The organism is Exiguobacterium sp. EF_C8 (assembly GCF_054956715.1).
Genome location: NZ_CM143264.1, coordinates 304,130 through 321,574, shown reverse-complemented (window position 1 = coordinate 321,574; position 17,445 = coordinate 304,130). Strand labels below are relative to the sequence as shown.

General features: G+C 47.4%; 17 protein-coding genes. 9 read left to right on the top strand and 8 right to left on the bottom strand.

Annotated elements, in window-relative coordinates; genetic code table 11:
- Positions 1 to 40: 40 nt before the first annotated feature.
- The 3 genes from ACY2IG_RS01800 to ACY2IG_RS01790 all read right to left on the bottom strand — a co-directional run bounded on the left by ACY2IG_RS01800 (position 41) and on the right by ACY2IG_RS01790 (position 2,681).
- Positions 41 to 460: a hypothetical protein gene (locus tag ACY2IG_RS01800; protein ID WP_050677289.1), complete on the bottom strand. Its 420-nt coding sequence runs from the start codon at positions 458 to 460 to the stop codon at positions 41 to 43.
- Positions 450 to 872 (bottom strand): YwiB family protein, encoded by a 423-nt coding sequence (locus tag ACY2IG_RS01795; RefSeq protein ID WP_231496909.1) that lies wholly within the window; start codon positions 870 to 872, stop codon positions 450 to 452. The genes ACY2IG_RS01800 and ACY2IG_RS01795 overlap by 11 nt, the downstream gene beginning before the upstream one ends.
- A 108-nt stretch (positions 873 to 980) precedes the next feature.
- Positions 981 to 2,681 (bottom strand): glycoside hydrolase family 13 protein, encoded by a 1,701-nt coding sequence (locus ACY2IG_RS01790; RefSeq protein ID WP_056064035.1) that lies wholly within the window; start codon positions 2,679 to 2,681, stop codon positions 981 to 983.
- Between the two features lie 349 nt (positions 2,682 to 3,030).
- Between ACY2IG_RS01790 and ACY2IG_RS01785 the strand changes: the two genes are divergently transcribed.
- From ACY2IG_RS01785 to ACY2IG_RS01745, 9 genes are all read left to right on the top strand, one after another.
- A complete protein-coding gene (locus tag ACY2IG_RS01785; RefSeq protein WP_035411314.1) occupies positions 3,031 to 4,467 on the top strand; it encodes an NAD-dependent succinate-semialdehyde dehydrogenase in 1,437 nt (478 codons plus the stop codon).
- Positions 4,464 to 6,092, top strand: a complete 1,629-nt coding sequence (locus ACY2IG_RS01780) for an acetolactate synthase large subunit (RefSeq protein ID WP_462618277.1) — start codon at positions 4,464 to 4,466, stop codon at positions 6,090 to 6,092. The genes ACY2IG_RS01785 and ACY2IG_RS01780 overlap by 4 nt, the downstream gene beginning before the upstream one ends.
- A gap of 6 nt (positions 6,093 to 6,098) precedes the next feature.
- Positions 6,099 to 6,425, top strand: a complete 327-nt coding sequence (gene ytxJ / locus ACY2IG_RS01775; protein ID WP_035411320.1) for a bacillithiol system redox-active protein YtxJ — start codon at positions 6,099 to 6,101, stop codon at positions 6,423 to 6,425.
- A 259-nt stretch (positions 6,426 to 6,684) separates the two neighbouring features.
- Positions 6,685 to 8,220: a DHA2 family efflux MFS transporter permease subunit gene (locus ACY2IG_RS01770; protein ID WP_035411324.1), complete on the top strand. Its 1,536-nt coding sequence runs from the start codon at positions 6,685 to 6,687 to the stop codon at positions 8,218 to 8,220.
- A 119-nt stretch (positions 8,221 to 8,339) separates the two neighbouring features.
- Entirely contained in the window at positions 8,340 to 8,636 is a 297-nt protein-coding gene (locus tag ACY2IG_RS01765) for a metal-sensitive transcriptional regulator (RefSeq protein ID WP_035411326.1), read from the top strand.
- A gap of 13 nt (positions 8,637 to 8,649) precedes the next feature.
- The gene (locus tag ACY2IG_RS01760; RefSeq protein WP_462618276.1) at positions 8,650 to 10,779 is read left to right on the top strand and encodes a heavy metal translocating P-type ATPase; all 2,130 of its coding nucleotides are present in this window, start codon (positions 8,650 to 8,652) and stop codon (positions 10,777 to 10,779) included.
- The gene (locus tag ACY2IG_RS01755; RefSeq protein ID WP_023466808.1) at positions 10,776 to 10,982 is read left to right on the top strand and encodes a heavy-metal-associated domain-containing protein; all 207 of its coding nucleotides are present in this window, start codon (positions 10,776 to 10,778) and stop codon (positions 10,980 to 10,982) included. The genes ACY2IG_RS01760 and ACY2IG_RS01755 overlap by 4 nt, the downstream gene beginning before the upstream one ends.
- Positions 10,983 to 11,068: 86 nt before the next feature.
- Positions 11,069 to 11,293 carry a hypothetical protein gene (locus ACY2IG_RS01750; RefSeq protein ID WP_035411332.1) on the top strand — a complete coding sequence of 75 codons (225 nt, stop codon included), beginning with the start codon at positions 11,069 to 11,071 and terminating at the stop codon, positions 11,291 to 11,293.
- 170 nt (positions 11,294 to 11,463) lie between these two features.
- Positions 11,464 to 12,765 carry a globin-coupled sensor protein gene (locus ACY2IG_RS01745; protein WP_056064050.1) on the top strand — a complete coding sequence of 434 codons (1,302 nt, stop codon included), beginning with the start codon at positions 11,464 to 11,466 and terminating at the stop codon, positions 12,763 to 12,765.
- Positions 12,766 to 12,818: 53 nt separating this feature from the next.
- Here ACY2IG_RS01745 and ACY2IG_RS01740 read toward each other — a convergent pair whose 3' ends face one another.
- The 5 genes from ACY2IG_RS01740 to ACY2IG_RS01720 form a co-directional block, all read right to left on the bottom strand.
- Entirely contained in the window at positions 12,819 to 13,424 is a 606-nt protein-coding gene (locus ACY2IG_RS01740) for a class F sortase (protein WP_056064053.1), read from the bottom strand.
- Positions 13,396 to 14,184, bottom strand: a complete 789-nt coding sequence (locus ACY2IG_RS01735; protein WP_035411338.1) for a DUF4397 domain-containing protein — start codon at positions 14,182 to 14,184, stop codon at positions 13,396 to 13,398. The genes ACY2IG_RS01740 and ACY2IG_RS01735 overlap by 29 nt, the downstream gene beginning before the upstream one ends.
- Positions 14,185 to 14,709: 525 nt before the next feature.
- Positions 14,710 to 15,582 carry an agmatinase gene (gene speB / locus ACY2IG_RS01730; protein ID WP_290773770.1) on the bottom strand — a complete coding sequence of 291 codons (873 nt, stop codon included), beginning with the start codon at positions 15,580 to 15,582 and terminating at the stop codon, positions 14,710 to 14,712.
- A 114-nt stretch (positions 15,583 to 15,696) separates the two neighbouring features.
- Positions 15,697 to 16,539, bottom strand: a complete 843-nt coding sequence (gene speE / locus ACY2IG_RS01725; protein WP_023466799.1) for a polyamine aminopropyltransferase — start codon at positions 16,537 to 16,539, stop codon at positions 15,697 to 15,699.
- Positions 16,540 to 16,683: 144 nt separating this feature from the next.
- Positions 16,684 to 17,355: an NAD(P)H-dependent oxidoreductase gene (locus ACY2IG_RS01720; protein ID WP_462618275.1), complete on the bottom strand. Its 672-nt coding sequence runs from the start codon at positions 17,353 to 17,355 to the stop codon at positions 16,684 to 16,686.
- Positions 17,356 to 17,445: the final 90 nt, after the last annotated feature.

Here is a 17,445-nt window from a genome sequence, read left to right as displayed (position 1 = left end):
AAAGACCACCTTGTCTAAAACAAGATGGTCCACTGATTGTTTATTCTAGACCGAGCGACTGTGGCAGACGGACTGCACGTGCGAAGGCATTTTTATAATCCTTTTTCGCGACTAACTTTTCGACTTCACGGATCGCTGGATGCTGTTCGTCCGCAAACGCACCCAGGATCGTCAAGTAACGCTCATATACTTGATCGTCTTCCTGACGTGCTTTCAAAAGCGCTGTATACAGCATGACGGTATCTTCACCGTATAAGACAGGTAATTCTTCATTGATTAAAAGTAGCGTATCGATTGACTCCGGATCGACCTTCGGATTGTATTCCGTGATGACCTGCTCTGCGAGTCCTTCGAGTTGATCACGCCATTCGTTGTAGCGCGGCTCATCGTTCTCGAGCCACTCGAACCATTCCTCTTCCAACATCTGTTCCATTTGACGTACTGTTTGTTCAAATGCCATTCGTCTCACTCCGTTTCCAAGTTAAATCAATCGTATACGTACCGACTGCTTGTCCATTCATTTTTAATGTATAGCGAAACTTCATCTGCTGCGGTTTCATCTCAATCGTCTCCGTGTCTGTCTCCATCAACATTTGACCGAACTGACTGCCATACTGGCTTTTAGTCGTCTCTTTTAAAATGAAAACATGATGCATCGCAACAGGACCTTTGCGATTCAGGGCGATCTGGTCTTTTGACCATTTGATCGTCGTATCAATCGGTTGTTCATCCGGTTGAACGAATTTCACGGCAAAACCATCCTTTGTTTCGAACAACGTGCCGTCCGCCTCAAGTTCGACCGATTCACGCATCGGACCATCTTCAATCGTCGTCACCTGTCGTAATGACACCGAGTACTTTACTGGTTTCACTTCTATCACCTCATCGTTTAGCGTACACGATTTTTTCGTCTGATGCATCTTCTGCTTACGCGCAACAAAAAAACGGATTCGATGTACTTCGAATCCGTTCAAAACATATTAGCGCACACGGTACAGACGAGCTTCGAATGGACGAAGTTCCAGTTCTGTTCCTTCGTGGTGCATCGTCGGATAGTTGCCAAGCAACATATTATCCGAATGCAAGATGATATCCGTATCGATTTCTGCTGTTTCGCCTTTTAAGTTCGTAACAATCAAGAACTGTTCGTCACCAAGCGTCCGTGTATAGGCATAGACTTTCGTATCTTCCGGTAAGATGAGATCATACGCACCATAAATCAATGTCTCTTCCATCTTACGGATTTGAATCATTCGTTTATAGAAGTTCAAAATCGAGTCTTCGTCTTGTTCTTGTGACGCGACATTGATGTCCGCGTAGTTCGGGTTAACACCGAACCATGGGGATTGATTCGAGAAGCCACCATTTTGCTCGTTCGTCCATTGCATCGGTGTGCGTGAGTTATCGCGGGACGAGTTCCAGATGACTTCCATGATTTCCTCATGTGTCTTCCCGGAAGCGAGTTGCATCTCATACATGTTTTTCGTCGCGACGTCATCATAATCCGAAATATCCGGGAACTGAACGTTCGTCATCCCGATTTCCTGACCTTGATAGATGAACGGTGTGCCTTGCATGAAGAAATACATCATCGCAAGCGACTTCGCGCTCTCTTTCCAGTACTGTTCCTCGTCACCCCAAAGGGAGACCGAACGAACCTTATCGTGGTTTTCGAGGTACAACGCATTCCAACCGGTCGCTTCAAGTCCTTTTTGCCACTTCGTCAGCACTTGTTTCAGTTTGACGACGTCGACGCCTTTTTCCGCATCTGCGCGCCAGAGATCCATGTGCTCGAACTGGAAGACCATGTTCATCTTGCCGTTCTCTTCTCCGACCCAAAGGTCTGCTTCTTCCGGCGAGACGCCGTTTGCTTCCCCAACAGTCATGATGTCGTATTTCGAGAATGTCTCATCCTTTAGCTCTTCAAGATACGCATGGATGCCTTCGACGTTCATATGCATGTCAAACGACGGCACATACGGCATACCAAGTGGGTTCGGGAGATCGCCGAACGACTGATCCTTGTTGATGTGACTGATCGCATCGATTCGGAAACCATCGATGCCTTTATCAAGCCACCAGTTGATCATTGTATAGACCGCTTGACGCATATCGCGGTTTTGCCAGTTCAAGTCTGGCTGACGACGGGAGAAGACGTGCAGGAAGTATTGCTCAGTCTTCTCATCATATTCCCATGCTGATCCACCAAAGATACTTTCCCAGTTGTTCGGTTCTCCTCCATTGATCGCATCTTTCCAGATGTACCAATCGCGTTTCTCGTTGTCTTTTGACGAACGCGATTCAAGGAACCATGGATGTTCATCAGATGTGTGGTTGACGACGAGATCAAGTAACACTTTGATGTCTCGTTTATGCGCTTCTTCCATTAAGAGATCGAAGTCTGCCATTGTTCCGAACTCATCCATAATGTCTTCATAGTCACTGATATCATATCCGTTATCATCGTTCGGTGACTTGAACATCGGACAAATCCACAAAACGTCGACGCCAAGATCCTTCAAGTAATCCAGTTTTGCGATGATACCCGGAATATCGCCGATTCCATCGTTATTTGCGTCATAAAAGCTGCGTGGATAGATTTGGTATGCTACTGCTTCTTTCCACCAAGCTCGTGTAATTGTTTGTTGGGCCGTCTCAGGGCGCGGTATCATTTGTGTCATGTGTTAGAAATCCTCTCGTAGGTGAGTCATTAGTAGGAGTTAGGTATATTTGTTCGTCCTTCATTTTGTTTTGCGCAACCGATTGCGCAAACCCTTTACTTTTATCTTATCAAATCCACTTTTAAAGTCAATGTCTCGAGGATGATTTCACCATTTCACATCAATGGGGATCACTCTTCGTTTACATCGAATATTTCAGTTGAATTTACATTACATTTACTGAATCATCCTACACTGTTTATCGGTCAATTTCTACCTTTTTGCATAACCTTTCCTTTCCAAAATGAATCTTTTTTTATTCGTTCGGGTATACCCTAACCAATGCACGTAAAAAAGGGGGATTTTCAAGATGAAGGGACAATTCTTTATTGGTGGACAATGGCTGGATCACGGACGAGAACGGACAGATGTCACGAATCCAGCAACCGGAGAAGTCGTCGGTAGCGTACCAAACGGAACAAAATCAGACGTCAATGATGCTGTCGAAGCAGCACGGAAGGCTTTTCCAGAATGGTCGAAGCGGACAGTATATGAACGCGCTGAACTCTTGGAAAAACTCTATGCCAAAATGATCGAGAAAAAAGATGAACTCGCCCGGTTAATGACGCTTGAGATGGGGAAACCGCTGGCTGAATCAGAAGGTGAAGTCCAGTATGCGGCAAACTTCGTCAAATGGTTCGCAGAGGAAGGAAAACGGGCATACGGACGTGTCATACCGACACACGATGCTTCTAAAAGACTTCAAGTCATCAAACAACCGGTTGGTGTCGTCGCCGCGATCACACCATGGAATTTCCCAGCAGCCATGATTACCCGAAAATTGGCTCCGGCTCTCGTTGCCGGATGTACGTTCGTCATCAAACCACCCACCGCGACTCCATTAACAGCACTTCGTTTACTTGAACTTTGTCAGGAAGTCGGGATTCCAGAAGGCGTCGTCAATGCCGTTACAGGTAGCGGGAAAGCACTCGGTGAATCACTCGCCACACATCCGCATGTCGATAAGATCACCTTCACTGGTTCGACCGAAGTCGGACGGACATTGATGGCTCAAGGAGCAGAGACGATCAAAGCGATGTCGCTTGAACTCGGCGGACATGCACCGATTCTCGTCTTTGATGATTGCGATCTCGATTTAGCTGTTGCGGAGACGATCAAGTCGAAATTCCGAAACGGCGGACAGACGTGTGTCTGCGGAAACCGGATCTATGTATCTGATTCGATTTATGACGCGTTCGTTGAAAAACTCGGTCAGGAGACGGCAAAATTGAAAACCGGGAACGGTCTGGATGCCGAAACCAAGATCGGTCCAATGATTAATAAAGCGGGTTACGATAAAGTTAAAAAACATGTCGATGACGCTACTTCAGCCGGTGCTCGTGTCGTCACGGGTGGAACAGGAACAACGGACGAGGAGAACGATGTCTATTATTATGAAGCAACCGTGCTCGCTGACGTAAAACCCGGCATGTTGATCATGAACGAGGAGACGTTCGGACCTGTCGCTCCCGTCCAGCGTGTCAGTTCTGATGAAGAAGCGGTTCGTTACGCTAACCAGACACCATTCGGTCTCGCTTCATACGTCTTTACGAAGGATTACGCGCGTGCCATTCGTGCAATCGAAGGGCTTGATTATGGAATCGTCGGCTGGAATGATGGGGTTCCTTCTGCTGCACAAGCACCATTTGGTGGAATGAAACAATCCGGTCTTGGACGCGAAGGCGGTAGTGAAGGACTCGAAGCGTATCTCGAGACAAAATACATCTCAATCGGTGGACTAGCATGAACGCGGCGGATTGGTTCGTCCAATGTTTAGAGGCAGAGGGAGTCACGCATATCTTCGGTGTTCCCGGTGAAGAGAACATCACATTGCTCGAATCACTTAGTCGTTCGTCGATCACGTTCATCACGACGCGTCACGAAACGAACGCTGCGTTCATGGCAGCGATGTTCGGTCGCCTGAGTGGACGACCGGGTGTCTGCTTATCGACGCTTGGTCCTGGTGCGACTAACATGATGACGGGAATTGCGAGTGCAACGATGGACCATTCTCCTGTCGTTGCCATCACAGGACAAGGAGCACTATCACGGCAACATAAAGCGTCGCATCAAATGTTTGATCTCGTTGATCTATATCGTCCGGTCACGAAGTCAAGTACGTCCGTTCTGACACCAGAAGTGATTCCGGAAATCGTCCGTCGTGCCTTTGCGACGGCACAGAGCGAAAAGCCGGGAGCGACGCATATCTCTTTCCCAGAAGACGTTGCAAAACAAGAACGAGATCAACCTGTGACTCCTGTCAAAAACGACAGTGCTCCGACATATCTTCATCCGTTGACGATTGATGATCCGGACGTTTTACGATTGATCGAGCGATCGCAACGTCCTGTCATCATTGTCGGTTTCGGGATTCACCGTCAACACGCACTTGAGGCGTTTCGGGCATTCGTCGAACAGCTGGATGCTCCGGTCGTCGAGACAATGATGGGAAAAGGCTCCATCTCCTCACAACATCCGCTTGCCGCGCATACGATCGGTTTGCCGGATGTTGATTACAACCAACGAATTCTTGATGCGAGTGATTTAATCATTACGATTGGTTATGACATCACGGAACTGCCCCCGGAAAAATGGAATCCGAAAAAGACGCCGGTCGTTCATCTGGATACGAACCCTCACGAAATCGATGCCTACTATCCAGTCGTTGCAAATCTAGTCGGCAATCTTTCAGATGTATTGACCGTTTTGACACCACTGCTTCCAAAGCGTTCCTGGAACGGTTGGCAACGGAATCGCGATAAGTTGCGCCAAGAGATTCAAGAAACATATTCCCTCGCGCTCCCTTTACATCCTCAAAGCATCGTTCGTGAGCTCGAACGGACGGTTGGTGAAGTCGGAATGGTTTTCTCGGATGTCGGAGCACATAAAGTCTGGCTCGCTCGCCATTATCAAACGACACATCCAGATCAATTGTTCATTTCGAATGGGTTTGCTTCAATGGGCTATGGTTTATCGAGTGCACTCGCAGCCAAACTTCTCTACCCCGACCGACGTATCGTCTGCGCCGCTGGAGACGGAGCTTTTCTTATGAACGGTCAGGACCTCGAGACCGCCGTTCGTTTGAAGCTGCCACTCGTCGTATTAATTTGGCGAGACGGGACATATGGTCTCATCGAATGGAAACAACAACAAGCATATGGAAAATCATCGTACATCACCTTTGATAATCCGGATCTCGTTCAACTGGCTCATGCTTTCGGTGCGCTTGGACTTCGCGTCGGTGAACACGGTTCGCTTGCCCATTGTCTTGATCAAGCTTTCGCGAGCGATGGACCCGTATTGATTGACTGTCCGGTCGATTACCGGGAAAATCTAAAGTTAAGTGAACGTCTCCGGACGTATGGAGGGTGATATATTATGACACAACCACGTAAACTGCAGTCTATTTCTGATTTTGATCAATTTGCGTCCGAACATAGCGCGTTCGTGATTTGCAAACACAGTACGACATGTCCGATCAGTGCCGCAGGATTCTCAGAGTATACGAAGTTCGCGGATGAAACATCTGTTCCGACAGCATATCTCTTCGTTCAAGAAGCTCGGACCTTATCGAATCACATCGCTGAACACTATAATGTCCGACATGAGTCGCCACAAGTTCTTTTCATTCAGGACGGCAAATCTGTCTGGACAGCATCTCACTACGACATTACAAAGGATGCACTCGAAACGAACGTTCAGTAACGCTAACTATGAAACAAGCTTCTGGCTGTTTCAAACTGAAGACAAAGCGCAATTTTCCTCTAAAAAGAAGGATTGCGCTTTTTTATTTCTTACGAATCATTTTCCTCATTTAGAAAAACGCTTTCAAAACTACATAAAAAATAAAATTATCTTTCTTAGCTATTATTATTTGTAATTCGAACTAAATCGGATTAAGATAAACTACAGATAGAACGACCGTATATAAATCTGTACCGTTAGTTTAGTTAGGAGGATATTCATGCAACAAAGTGCAACTCACACAGCTCGCGCTCCTTACGGCATCCTCGCCGTTTTGATGATCGGGGCATTCATCGCTTTCTTAAATAATACCTTGCTCAACATCGCCCTTCCTTCAATCATGAAGGATCTAGCGATCGAACCAGCTACTGCTCAATGGCTGTCGACTGGTTTCATGCTCGTCAATGGTGTCTTGATTCCGACATCTGCTTTCTTGATTCAAAAGTATTCGGTTCGTCGCTTGTTCTTACTCGCGATGACCCTCTTCTCGACCGGAACGATTCTTGCCGGATTCGCAGACGTCTTCCCTGTGTTGCTCGCAGGACGGATGATTCAAGCGTCGGGTTCTGCCATCATGATGCCGCTACTGATGAACGTCATGCTCGTCAGTTTCCCGATTGAAAAACGCGGGACTGCGATGGGCTTCTTCGGATTGATTATGATGGGGGCTCCAGCGATCGGACCAACGTTATCCGGTTGGATCATCGAGCACTATGATTGGCGGATGCTGTTCCACTTCATCACACCAATCGCCTTAATCGTTCTCGTCGCTGGTTTCTTCTTACTTCGTGACGTCAAGGAACGGTCTGCCGCTCGGATCGATCTGGCTTCCGTTGCACTTTCGTCACTTGGTTTCGGTGGCTTATTGTACGGATTCAGTTCTGCCGGCTCTAAAGGTTGGGATAGTTTCCACGTCTATGGAGCTTTGATTGTCGGGGTCATTGCACTCGTGACATTCATTTATCGTCAGCTGCATATGGAACGTCCGATGCTCAACTTCAAGATTTATCGTTACCCGATGTTCGCCTTGTCTTCTGCGATCTCGATGGTCGTCACGATGGCGATGTTCTCGGGCATGTTATTGCTTCCGATCTATGTCCAGACGATTCGCGGTATTTCACCACTTGATGCGGGTCTCATGCTGTTACCGGGTGCCATCTTGATGGCCGTCATGTCACCGATCAACGGGAAGCTGTTTGATAAGATTGGTGGTCGTCCTCTTGCATTGACTGGTTTGTTCATCACAGTCGTCACGAGTTATTACTTCAGTCAACTTGAGATGGATACGACGTATACCCATCTGATCATCCTGTATTCGTTACGGATGTTCGGGATGTCAATGGTCATGATGCCGGTCTCAACGAACGGTTTGAATCAGTTACCAACACGCTATTATCCACACGGCACAGCGATGAACAATACGTTGCAACAAGTATCTGGTGCAATCGGAACGGCGTTGCTTGTTACGATCATGTCAACGCATGCTAAGACTCGTGGCACAGAGCTCGCGGCCGAAGCGGCGAAGAACATGACAAGTCAACCGACAGCTGAAGCAGCTTCTGCTTTAAAACAGCAGATTACGATGCAAGCGACGCTTGACGGAATCAACTATGCGTTCTTCATCTCGACGTTCATTGCTGGTCTAGCATTCGTCCTCGCCTTCTTCATTAAACGGGCGACACAAGCTGAAGACATCATTAGCGATCAACGCTCATTGAACGAAACGATCGTCAAACCGCAAGTCTCCAATCAATAAGTGCAAAAGCAGTCGCCTCTCGCGACTGCTTTTTTTATTGTTTGAGCTATATACTGGTACCCCCCATACCTATATGTTAGAGTAAAGATAACAACAAGATTACTAAAGGAGGCACGACTATGGCACACGATCACCCTGTCGTCCCACGAACACATGAAGAACAAGACGCTTTAATGAAACGATTAAAGCGTATCGAAGGACAAGTCCGCGGGATTGCCAACATGGTTTCTGAAGACCGGTATTGTATCGACATTTTGACGCAAACCGCATCGATTCAAGCAGCACTTCGACAGGTCGAACTACAAATCATCGAACGCCACGTCAAAATGTGCATGCATGAGGTCGCGACTCGTCAAGACAGTACGGACGCTTACGTCGATGAGTTGATGGCAGTCATTGCCCGTCTGAAAAAGTAAGGAGGGTTTTCTGATGTCAAAAACGATTGAGTTTGATATTGAAGGGATGACATGTGCCGCCTGTTCCGCTCGGATTGAAAAAGTCCTGAACCGGATGGACGGCGTCGAAGCAACGGTCAACTTACCACTCGAGACGGCTCGTGTCTCGATTTCTGATGCCTATGATGATCAAGCGATTATCGAAAAAATTCGCAAAATCGGCTACGAGGCCACGGTCAAACAAGCACCACAAGCAACAAAATCGAATCGTCGGATGCTGTATCGCTTCGTCATCGCAGCCGTTCTTTCGCTCCCTTTGCTCGCGAGCATGCTGACACATATTCCGAATAGTCCATTCCATCTTCCATTTTTGATGAACCCGTGGCTACAATTTGCTTTAGCGACACCGGTTCAATTCATCATCGGTGCGCCCTTTTATATCGGGGCTTATAAAAGCTTACGGAGCGGGAGTGCTAACATGGATGTCCTTGTCGCGCTCGGGACATCGGCAGCCTACTTCTATTCCGTTGCTGAAATGCTGTTCGTCTCTGATATGCCACACCTCTACTTTGAGACAAGTGCGATTCTGATTACACTCGTCTTGCTTGGGAAGGTTCTCGAAGACCGTGCGAAACAACAGACGACAGGAGCGATTAAAAGTCTGCTTTCCTTACAAGCGAAAGAAGCCATCGTTTTGGAAGATGGGCAGGAACGGATCGTTTCAATTGAGGCGATCCAAGCCGGGATGGTGTTGCTCGTAAAACCCGGAAATAAAATTCCGACAGACGGTATTGTTCGCGCAGGTGATGCGTATCTCGATGAGTCGATGTTGACCGGTGAATCCGTTCCTGTTCATAAGACTGTTGGCGCATCCGTCATTGGTGGTACTCTGAATACGAACGGTTCCTTACAAATCGAGGCGACAAAGATCGGGCAAGCAACGGTTCTCGCACAAATCATTCGCGTCGTCGAGCAAGCGCAGACCGAAAAAGCGCCGATTCAGCGCCAAGCCGATCGGATTTCTGGTGTGTTCGTACCGATCGTCGTTGCCATTGCGCTTCTGACGTTAGCCGCTTGGTGGATGTTCACCGGTTCCTTTGCAGAAGCGATTCGTCCTGCCATCGCGGTTCTCGTTATCGCCTGTCCGTGTGCACTCGGGCTTGCGACACCAACTTCAATCATGGTCGGAACCGGAAAAGGCGCGGAACGAGGGATTCTCTTTAAAGGCGGTGCTCAACTGGAGAACCTCCAACATGTCGATGCTGTCGTCTTTGATAAGACTGGAACATTGACAGTCGGTCGCCCTGTCGTCGTCGAGACGTTTGGCACGGAGACAGCTCTCGATTTCGCTGCCGCGCTCGAACGTCAATCCGAACATCCTCTTGCCCGTGCCATCACAGCAGAGCGGGATGTCGTGTTTGATATCGAACAGTTCCATGTCGAATCAGGACGTGGGATCACGGGACAAATCATGGGACATGATTTGATCGTTGGTTCAGCGCGAATGATCCAGGAACGAAACATCGCCCTTCCTGACTGGACGTCACTCGGAGCGACACTCGTGTATGTCGCCGTCGATGGAGAAGTCGCTGCCGGATATGCCATCCGTGACGCGTTAAAAGATTCAGCGAAAGAAACAATCCAGCGGTTGCGAGAGACTAAGGACGTGTATCTCTTGACCGGTGATCGTCGTGAAGTTGCTGATCATCTAGCGGAAGAACTCGGACTCGATCGAGCGTTCGTCTTTGCTGACGTCTTACCTGTTGAAAAGGCAGATGTCATTCAGTCACTTCAACAAACGAAACGTGTCGCGATGGTCGGAGACGGTATCAATGATGCTCCCGCTCTTGTAACGGCGGACGTCGGCATCGCGCTCGGCAGCGGCACGGATGTCGCCCTCGAAGCAGCCGACGTGACGTTGCTTGGACACGATTTAAAACAAGTTTTACTTGCGATCGAACTAAGTGAGCAGACAATGAAAAACATTCGTCAAAATCTCGTTTTCGCACTCGGCTACAATACGATCGGCATCCCTGTTGCTTTTCTTGGTCTGCTTGCTCCATGGCTTGCGGGCGCCGCCATGGCATTCAGTTCTGTCTCTGTCGTGACGAATGCGTTACGATTAAAACGTACCCCACTATCTGAAGGAGGAACTTCATCATGAAAGAAACAACGTTATCTGTTATCGGTATGACATGCAATCACTGTAAAGCGAGTGTCGAATCAGCTTTATCTGAAGTCGAAGGTGTACAACATGCTACTGTCTCACTGGAACAAAACCAAGTGACGGTACAGCATGAAGACGTTCCTCGTGAGCGCCTCGTCGATGCAATCGAAGAGATCGGCTATGATGTGCCGACTGCTTAAACATCCATGCCAAACTGCTTCTAACACGCAGTTTGGCTTTTTTATTTTTTGAAAAGCGGGAATATACGGAGTAAGGAGGGGTTCGTATGGTACCGCAAATCGAATTCGTAGAACACTTCGACGACAACAAAGGAAAACGATTCAAAATCGAACTTTGGAATCTCGGAACCTTCACATTCAGTGCCGAGTCAGCTCGTGGACCTGTCACCCGTTTCACCTCCATCGATATTCAATTCGTTCAGACCTGCGTTCAACGAATGCGCTCGATCGTGGACGCCAAAAAAGCATTCCAGGAAGATCAACCGGTCTAATCCTGTCTTTTTTCATTCTCCTCATGGCACTTGCCATGAGTTTTTTTGTTTCCGGTCAATGTTTTTCAATATTCTCGTCTTTTTTTCGAAAACCAGTATCGCTTCGTCAAGATGAACCGATAAGAAACAGACATCATTTTATTCACATCTTGAGTATTGGAGGCAACTACGTGCGCAATCCTTTTAAAAGTAAGACTACTTCGGTTTATCAAGCTACAATCGGCTTTCCTGATTCTCATCTCATCACGAAGACGGCAGATCCTGATCTTACATCTCGTCTCGTATACATGGGGTATACAGAAGAACAGCTACAGACACTTAAATCGATGGCACCTGTCGTTCAAGGCATCTTAGATGAGGTCCTCGAGCAAGTGCTTGACCATCTATTATTGAATCCAGAGATGGCAACGATCGCGAAACAATCATCGACACGCGAACGATTGAAAAAAGTCTTTGCGGACTACTTCACGAGTCTTCTGACAGGAAACATGGATGAATCCTTCCTTGCGATGCGGACACGGATGGGACAGACGCATAAACACAACTTCGTTCCCGTCACTTGGTTCATCGCTTCATATGCTGCGTTTCAGACGTTGTTGATTCCTAAAATCGTCGAACATTATCAGCATGACCCAGCGCAACTGACGACAGCCGTGCTTGCATTGACTCACGCGATGAACTTAGATGCTCAAATCGTAACGAGTCAGTACGTCGATTCTCGTCTTCATGAAGTAACGGCAGCGAACGAGTCGCGCCGTCAACTGCTGACAGACGTCGTTCGTGTCAGTCAAGAAGTCGCAAGCTCCGTCGAACATACGGATCATGCCATCATCGAAACGAGCCGACGTGCTTCACAAGTGTTGGCAGAAACAGATCAGACGGAGCAGACGAGCCAGCAACTCGTCCAAATGACGATTGCTAACGAACGACAGATGCAACAGATGGAGCAACAATTCGCTCAATCAACACAACAAGTTGGTACTTCGCTTGAAAGCATCCACGAATTGAAAACGACGTCGGATGAGATCGTCCAGATGACACAAAGCATCGAAGCGATCGCCAATCAAACGAACTTACTCGCGTTAAATGCTTCGATTGAAGCAGCCCGCGCCGGTGAACACGGTAAAGGATTCGCTGTCGTAGCGACGGAAGTCCGGAACCTTGCTGAAAATGCCAAGTCATTAAGTAGCAGCATCAATGGTCTGATTCAAAAGAACAATGGCAACATTACACAACTGGTTTCTCAGATGGAAGACATCACACGCGCCAACACTGCATCTCAGCAAGAATTACAACAAGTCAAACAAGGAATCCAAACCGTTAAGAGTGAAATGGAAAACTCACTGACGTTGTTTGGTCGTAATAAAGAAAACCTTGGACAAATCGTCGAGACGATCCAAGGTCTCAGTAAAACGACGCAAGGCTTGACGACACTGACGACGGATCTTGTCGCAGCTTCAGAAACACACTAAAAAACAGGTCTCTCTTTTTCGGTCATAGCCGAAGTGAGAGACCTGTTTCATTTTTAATTGTCTTGTTCTGCCGTGACGACAAGACGTTGATCGTACCCTTTTGAGTTTGTAAACGTACCAATGCATGAAATGAGCGTCAGTTTGTTCATGACGGTCGCACCAAAGATTGATCCGACTGGTGCTTCATCGACAGGATAGGACATGACGTTCGTCACCACGTATGACACCTGTTGTCCTGTTTTCCCTGTCACTTCAATCCGTTGCCCTTTTTTCATCTTGGCTAAATCATAAAAGACAGCAGGTCCCTTTTCATCGTCTAGATGTCCTGCTAATACGACATTTCCGGTTTGACCGGCTTTCGCACCGTATTTATACCACGCGACTTGATCCGTTTTTTTTGGCACATCCATCCGTCCTTGCTTATCCTTCCCGACGACTTCGATGTTTGCTTTCACATCGAGCGTCGGAATCATAATACGCGTTGGAATGAATGCTTCTTCGTCCACCATTTCGGATGAAGTGGACGAAGAAGACGTCGTTTCAGTTTGTTTTGGTTTTTCCGGCTTTGTAGTACCTGGAGGTGATCCCGATTGGCATCCGGCTAATACGAGTAAGAGAAGCAGACTACTCTTAAGCGTTTTGTTTACGACGGACGACATACGCTGTTCCTACTAACAAGGCAGCTGCTGCTGCGACTGCCCATGGTGTAGCAGAAGTCGTATCAGCAGAACCACCAAGTCCTGTATCTGGCATTGATGCCATTTCACCGCCATCTGGAATTAAGAGAACATCAAACGCTGGCTCGCCTTCTAGTAAACCGATTGCGAGAGCTGTATAGTTTTTGCCACTGTCGAGTTTGACGCCATCAAGTGCTTTGACGACATCCGTTGCGCCTGCAGGGCGGACTTCAAGGTCATACGTACCTGCATCGAGTGTACCGTAGTCAGAGACTTTTGAGAATTCAAGGTTGCTAAAGAGTGGGTCTCCACCTTTTGGTGCGACATCAACAGCAGGTGCATCTGGTGCAAAGTGTGCGACACGGACCATTGATTTGCCGTCTTCGCCTTTGCCGTTGTCTTCCATGACAGCAAGTTTAATATCAGCAAGTTTACCGATTGCTGCGACAGAATAGAATTTACCAGCTTCCACATTGAGTGTTTGAGAGAGCACAGGATCTTTTGTTGTTCCTGCAGCGAATACTTCTACTTTATGTTCGCCAGCTGGTAGTGTGAGGTAATCTGTGACATCTTTGAATTTTGCTCCTGATACGGCTTTTTTGCCATCGACCGCGATATCGACTGCCGGAGCATCTGGTGAAGCATGAATGACACGAACCATTGCGTCATCTGCTGCGCCTACCGGAAGCACGAATAGTGCAAACAGTAACGTAGCAGTCACAAACGATAAGAGTTTCTTCATCTTTTTTCCACCTTTCTGATTGTCAAATGTACATCGCTCTCAAACCAATGTTCTTACACTTCAGAATATTTCCGTCGTGGTGACATCTTAAACTTAAGATACTTCCGTATATGTGTAAAGATTTCAGTGTGCTATGAACTTGTTTTGAAAACACACTGACCTTCTTTTTGTTTTCGAAATAAAATACATAACAAATCAATTGAAAAAAAGGTTAGTTATGATACAGCCTCGTCACGGTTAAGTGCCTACCTGTCCGTTTTACTTCTGACGTTCTTGAATCCGATGACGAGCGGACAGGATGCCGTTTTGTTTCTAATCGGTATTTTTCTTGGTTCTGCCACCTGGGGGAGCATCCTGGCAAACATCACACACCTGCTTAAACACCAGATTGCGACGTCCGTTCTACGCGTCGTCCAATAGACATCTGTCAGTCTGATCATCGGATTCGGTGCATTCGGAGTCGTTCAGTTCTTCTTCTGAACAAAACAAAAGAGACCGACATCACGTCTGGTCTCCTTTGTCTATTTATTTAATGAATCCAATCATCATCTCGCGCAACACTTTTGCTGCTGCGATCGCTGTCATATCCGATTGATCATACGCTGGGCATACTTCTACCAAATCAGCTCCGATGACGTCGACGTCTGCTCGTGCAATCATGTGAACGACTTCGAGTAGTTCCTTCGTCGTCACCCCACCGATTTCTTGTGTCCCTGTTCCTGGTGCTGCTGACGGATCAAGGACATCGATGTCGATCGTGACGTAGACCTTTTTCCCGGCAAGTGTTGGAAGAACTTGACGAAGTGGCTCGACGATCTCGTATTTGAAAAGGTTGTAGCCTGACGTCTTCGCCCATTCGAACTCTTCTTTCATCCCCGAACGGATTCCGAACGAATAGCAGTTCTCCGGTCCGATCAAGTTCGCGATTTTCTTGAGTGGCGTCGAGTGTGACAACGGCTCACCTTCGTACTCGTCACGCAAGTCCGTATGCGCATCAAAGTGAAGCACAACAAAATCATCATAGTGTTTATCGAACGCTTTGACGACTGGCCACGTGACTAAATGTTCGCCACCCATACCGAGCGGGAACTTGCCTGCTGCCAGTAATGAATCGACGTATTCTTCAATCATATCAAGTGATTTTTGTGCATTCCCGAATGGTAACGGGATATCTCCCGCGTCAAACAACTTCGCGTCGGCGATGTCGCCATCTAAGTACGGGCTATATTCTTCTAAACCAAGTGAGACTTCACGGATACGTGCCGGACCGAATCGTGAACCGGGACGGAAACTGACCGTCCAGTCCATCGGCATGCCGTATAAAATTCCTTTTGCATCCTCGTGAGTCGGTTGACTCGCGATAAAGACTTTTCCTGAATATGCTTCATCAAAACGCATGATCCATTCCCCCTGTTCATTGGTCGTTTGCTGCTGCAAACGCCTCTTTACCTGACAACAGAGCGATTTCGAAGATCGAAACCGCTCTGTTCATGTGTGCTATAGTGACTGAACTCAGCCGTTCGTCAAATCTTTAACGAACTTCGGAAGCGCGAAAGCTGCCGTGTGAAGCTCAGGCGTGTAATACTTCGTATCGATCTCGTGGAAACGCTCTGGTGCGACAGCAAGCGGATCGTGTTTCTTTGATCCGATCGTAAACGTCCAAAGACCACTTGGATATGTCGGAACGTTAGCGATGTAGAGCTTCGTGATCGGGAAGATTTCTTTGACGTCGCGTTGAACATCACGGATCAAGTCTGGTGTGAACCATGGGTTATCCGATTGTGCGACGAAAATACCGTCTTCTTTTAATGCTTTTGAAATACCAGAGTAGAAGCCTTTCGTGAACAAGTTGACCGCTGGACCAACTGGTTCTGTCGAATCGACCATGATGACATCATACTCGTTTTCTGCTTCTGCGATATGCATGAATCCATCCCCAACGATGACTTCGACGCGTGCATCGTCCAATCCACCTGCGATGTTCGGGAGGTATTTTTTCGAATACTCGATGACTTTTCCGTCGATTTCAACCAAAACAGCTTTTTCGACGGACGGGTGTTTCAAGACTTCACGGATGACTCCGCCGTCTCCTCCACCAACGACCAGAACCGATTTTGGATTCGGGTGTGTGAACAATGGGACGTGCGCGACCATCTCGTGGTAAACGAACTCGTCCTTATCTGTCGTCATGACCATTCCGTCAAGTAACAACATCGTACCGAACTCGTCCGTTTCAACCATCTCTAGGCGTTGAAACTCCGTTTGTTCGCTCTCATAAACGTGGTTGACACGGAATGTGATACCGTAATCTTCCGTTTGGTGTTCCGTGAACCATAACTTTAATTTTTGTTCCATTTGCGATAGAACCCCTTTCTTTCATCAAGACAAAAGTTGTTCGTATGCGAGTGGCGTTTACGGCGCTTCTTAATCATACAAATGCGAGTATACCGAATTTCGAAAGAAACTTCTATATAATTTGAAAATTTTTGTCTTCCGTGTTTATTCGACGAACGTTACGATTTCATCAAGCGGGCGACGTTGCTTATCACGTTTCGGTTCGTCTGCCCGGTAACCAAATGCGACCATGACCGGAACCGTAAAAACAGAACGATCGAGCAGTCCACGACCGACGAGTAATTGCTCGACTGCTTGTTGGTCAAACCCTTCGATTGGACAGGAGTCAATCCCGATTTGTGCTGCTGTCGACATCATGTTTCCGAGTGCAATATAGGCTTGTTTCGCTGCCCAGTCTTCCATCGCTTTCGGGTTATGACCGATCGCGAAATCCTCCTTTAAAAACAGACCGTATCGCTTCGTCCGTCCGACTTTCGCTTCTTCAGATAGACCAAGGAAATCCATCATCTGCGTAACATGCGGTCCATCTATCTGCATTTGTTCTCCTGTCCGAGCGAGGAACAAGACAAAATGACTCGCTGTCGGTAATTGTCCTTGTGCGCCCCAAGAAATTTCTTTAAGCGCTTCACGGATTTCTGGATTTTGAATGACGAGCATGTTCCATGGCTCATAACCGAACGAGCTTGGTGACAGACGCGCCGTTTCCAAGATAAAACGGAAATCCTCTTCTGGGATCATTTGACCGTTAAATGCCTTTGTGGCATGACGAGATTGAAATGCTTCGAGAATCGCTTGTTTTTGTTGTTGTTTTTCCATAAGAAATGCCTCCTTTAAAATGATGACTGCTTTTGTTATATCAAATCCAATTTCGGACCGCCTCTGATTTGCTCAGATCAAGCTTCACGT

Bases quoted from the DNA above. Each gene is read 5' to 3' on its own strand.
- ACY2IG_RS01800 (WP_050677289.1), bottom strand. From the start codon at position 460: ATGGCATTTGAACAAACAGTACGTCAAATGGAACAGATGTTGGAAGAG.
- ACY2IG_RS01785 (WP_035411314.1), top strand. From the start codon at position 3,031: ATGAAGGGACAATTCTTTATTGGTGGACAATGGCTGGATCACGGACGA.
- ACY2IG_RS01760 (WP_462618276.1), top strand. From the start codon at position 8,650: ATGTCAAAAACGATTGAGTTTGATATTGAAGGGATGACATGTGCCGCC.
- ytxJ (WP_035411320.1), top strand. From the start codon at position 6,099: ATGACACAACCACGTAAACTGCAGTCTATTTCTGATTTTGATCAATTT.
- ACY2IG_RS01790 (WP_056064035.1), bottom strand. From the start codon at position 2,681: ATGACACAAATGATACCGCGCCCTGAGACGGCCCAACAAACAATTACA.
- ACY2IG_RS01780 (WP_462618277.1), top strand. From the start codon at position 4,464: ATGAACGCGGCGGATTGGTTCGTCCAATGTTTAGAGGCAGAGGGAGTC.
- ACY2IG_RS01750 (WP_035411332.1), top strand. From the start codon at position 11,069: ATGGTACCGCAAATCGAATTCGTAGAACACTTCGACGACAACAAAGGA.
- ACY2IG_RS01740 (WP_056064053.1), bottom strand. From the start codon at position 13,424: ATGTCGTCCGTCGTAAACAAAACGCTTAAGAGTAGTCTGCTTCTCTTA.
- ACY2IG_RS01735 (WP_035411338.1), bottom strand. From the start codon at position 14,184: ATGAAGAAACTCTTATCGTTTGTGACTGCTACGTTACTGTTTGCACTA.
- ACY2IG_RS01720 (WP_462618275.1), bottom strand. From the start codon at position 17,355: ATGGAAAAACAACAACAAAAACAAGCGATTCTCGAAGCATTTCAATCT.
- speB (WP_290773770.1), bottom strand. From the start codon at position 15,582: ATGCGTTTTGATGAAGCATATTCAGGAAAAGTCTTTATCGCGAGTCAA.
- ACY2IG_RS01765 (WP_035411326.1), top strand. From the start codon at position 8,340: ATGGCACACGATCACCCTGTCGTCCCACGAACACATGAAGAACAAGAC.
- ACY2IG_RS01755 (WP_023466808.1), top strand. From the start codon at position 10,776: ATGAAAGAAACAACGTTATCTGTTATCGGTATGACATGCAATCACTGT.
- speE (WP_023466799.1), bottom strand. From the start codon at position 16,539: ATGGAACAAAAATTAAAGTTATGGTTCACGGAACACCAAACGGAAGAT.
- ACY2IG_RS01770 (WP_035411324.1), top strand. From the start codon at position 6,685: ATGCAACAAAGTGCAACTCACACAGCTCGCGCTCCTTACGGCATCCTC.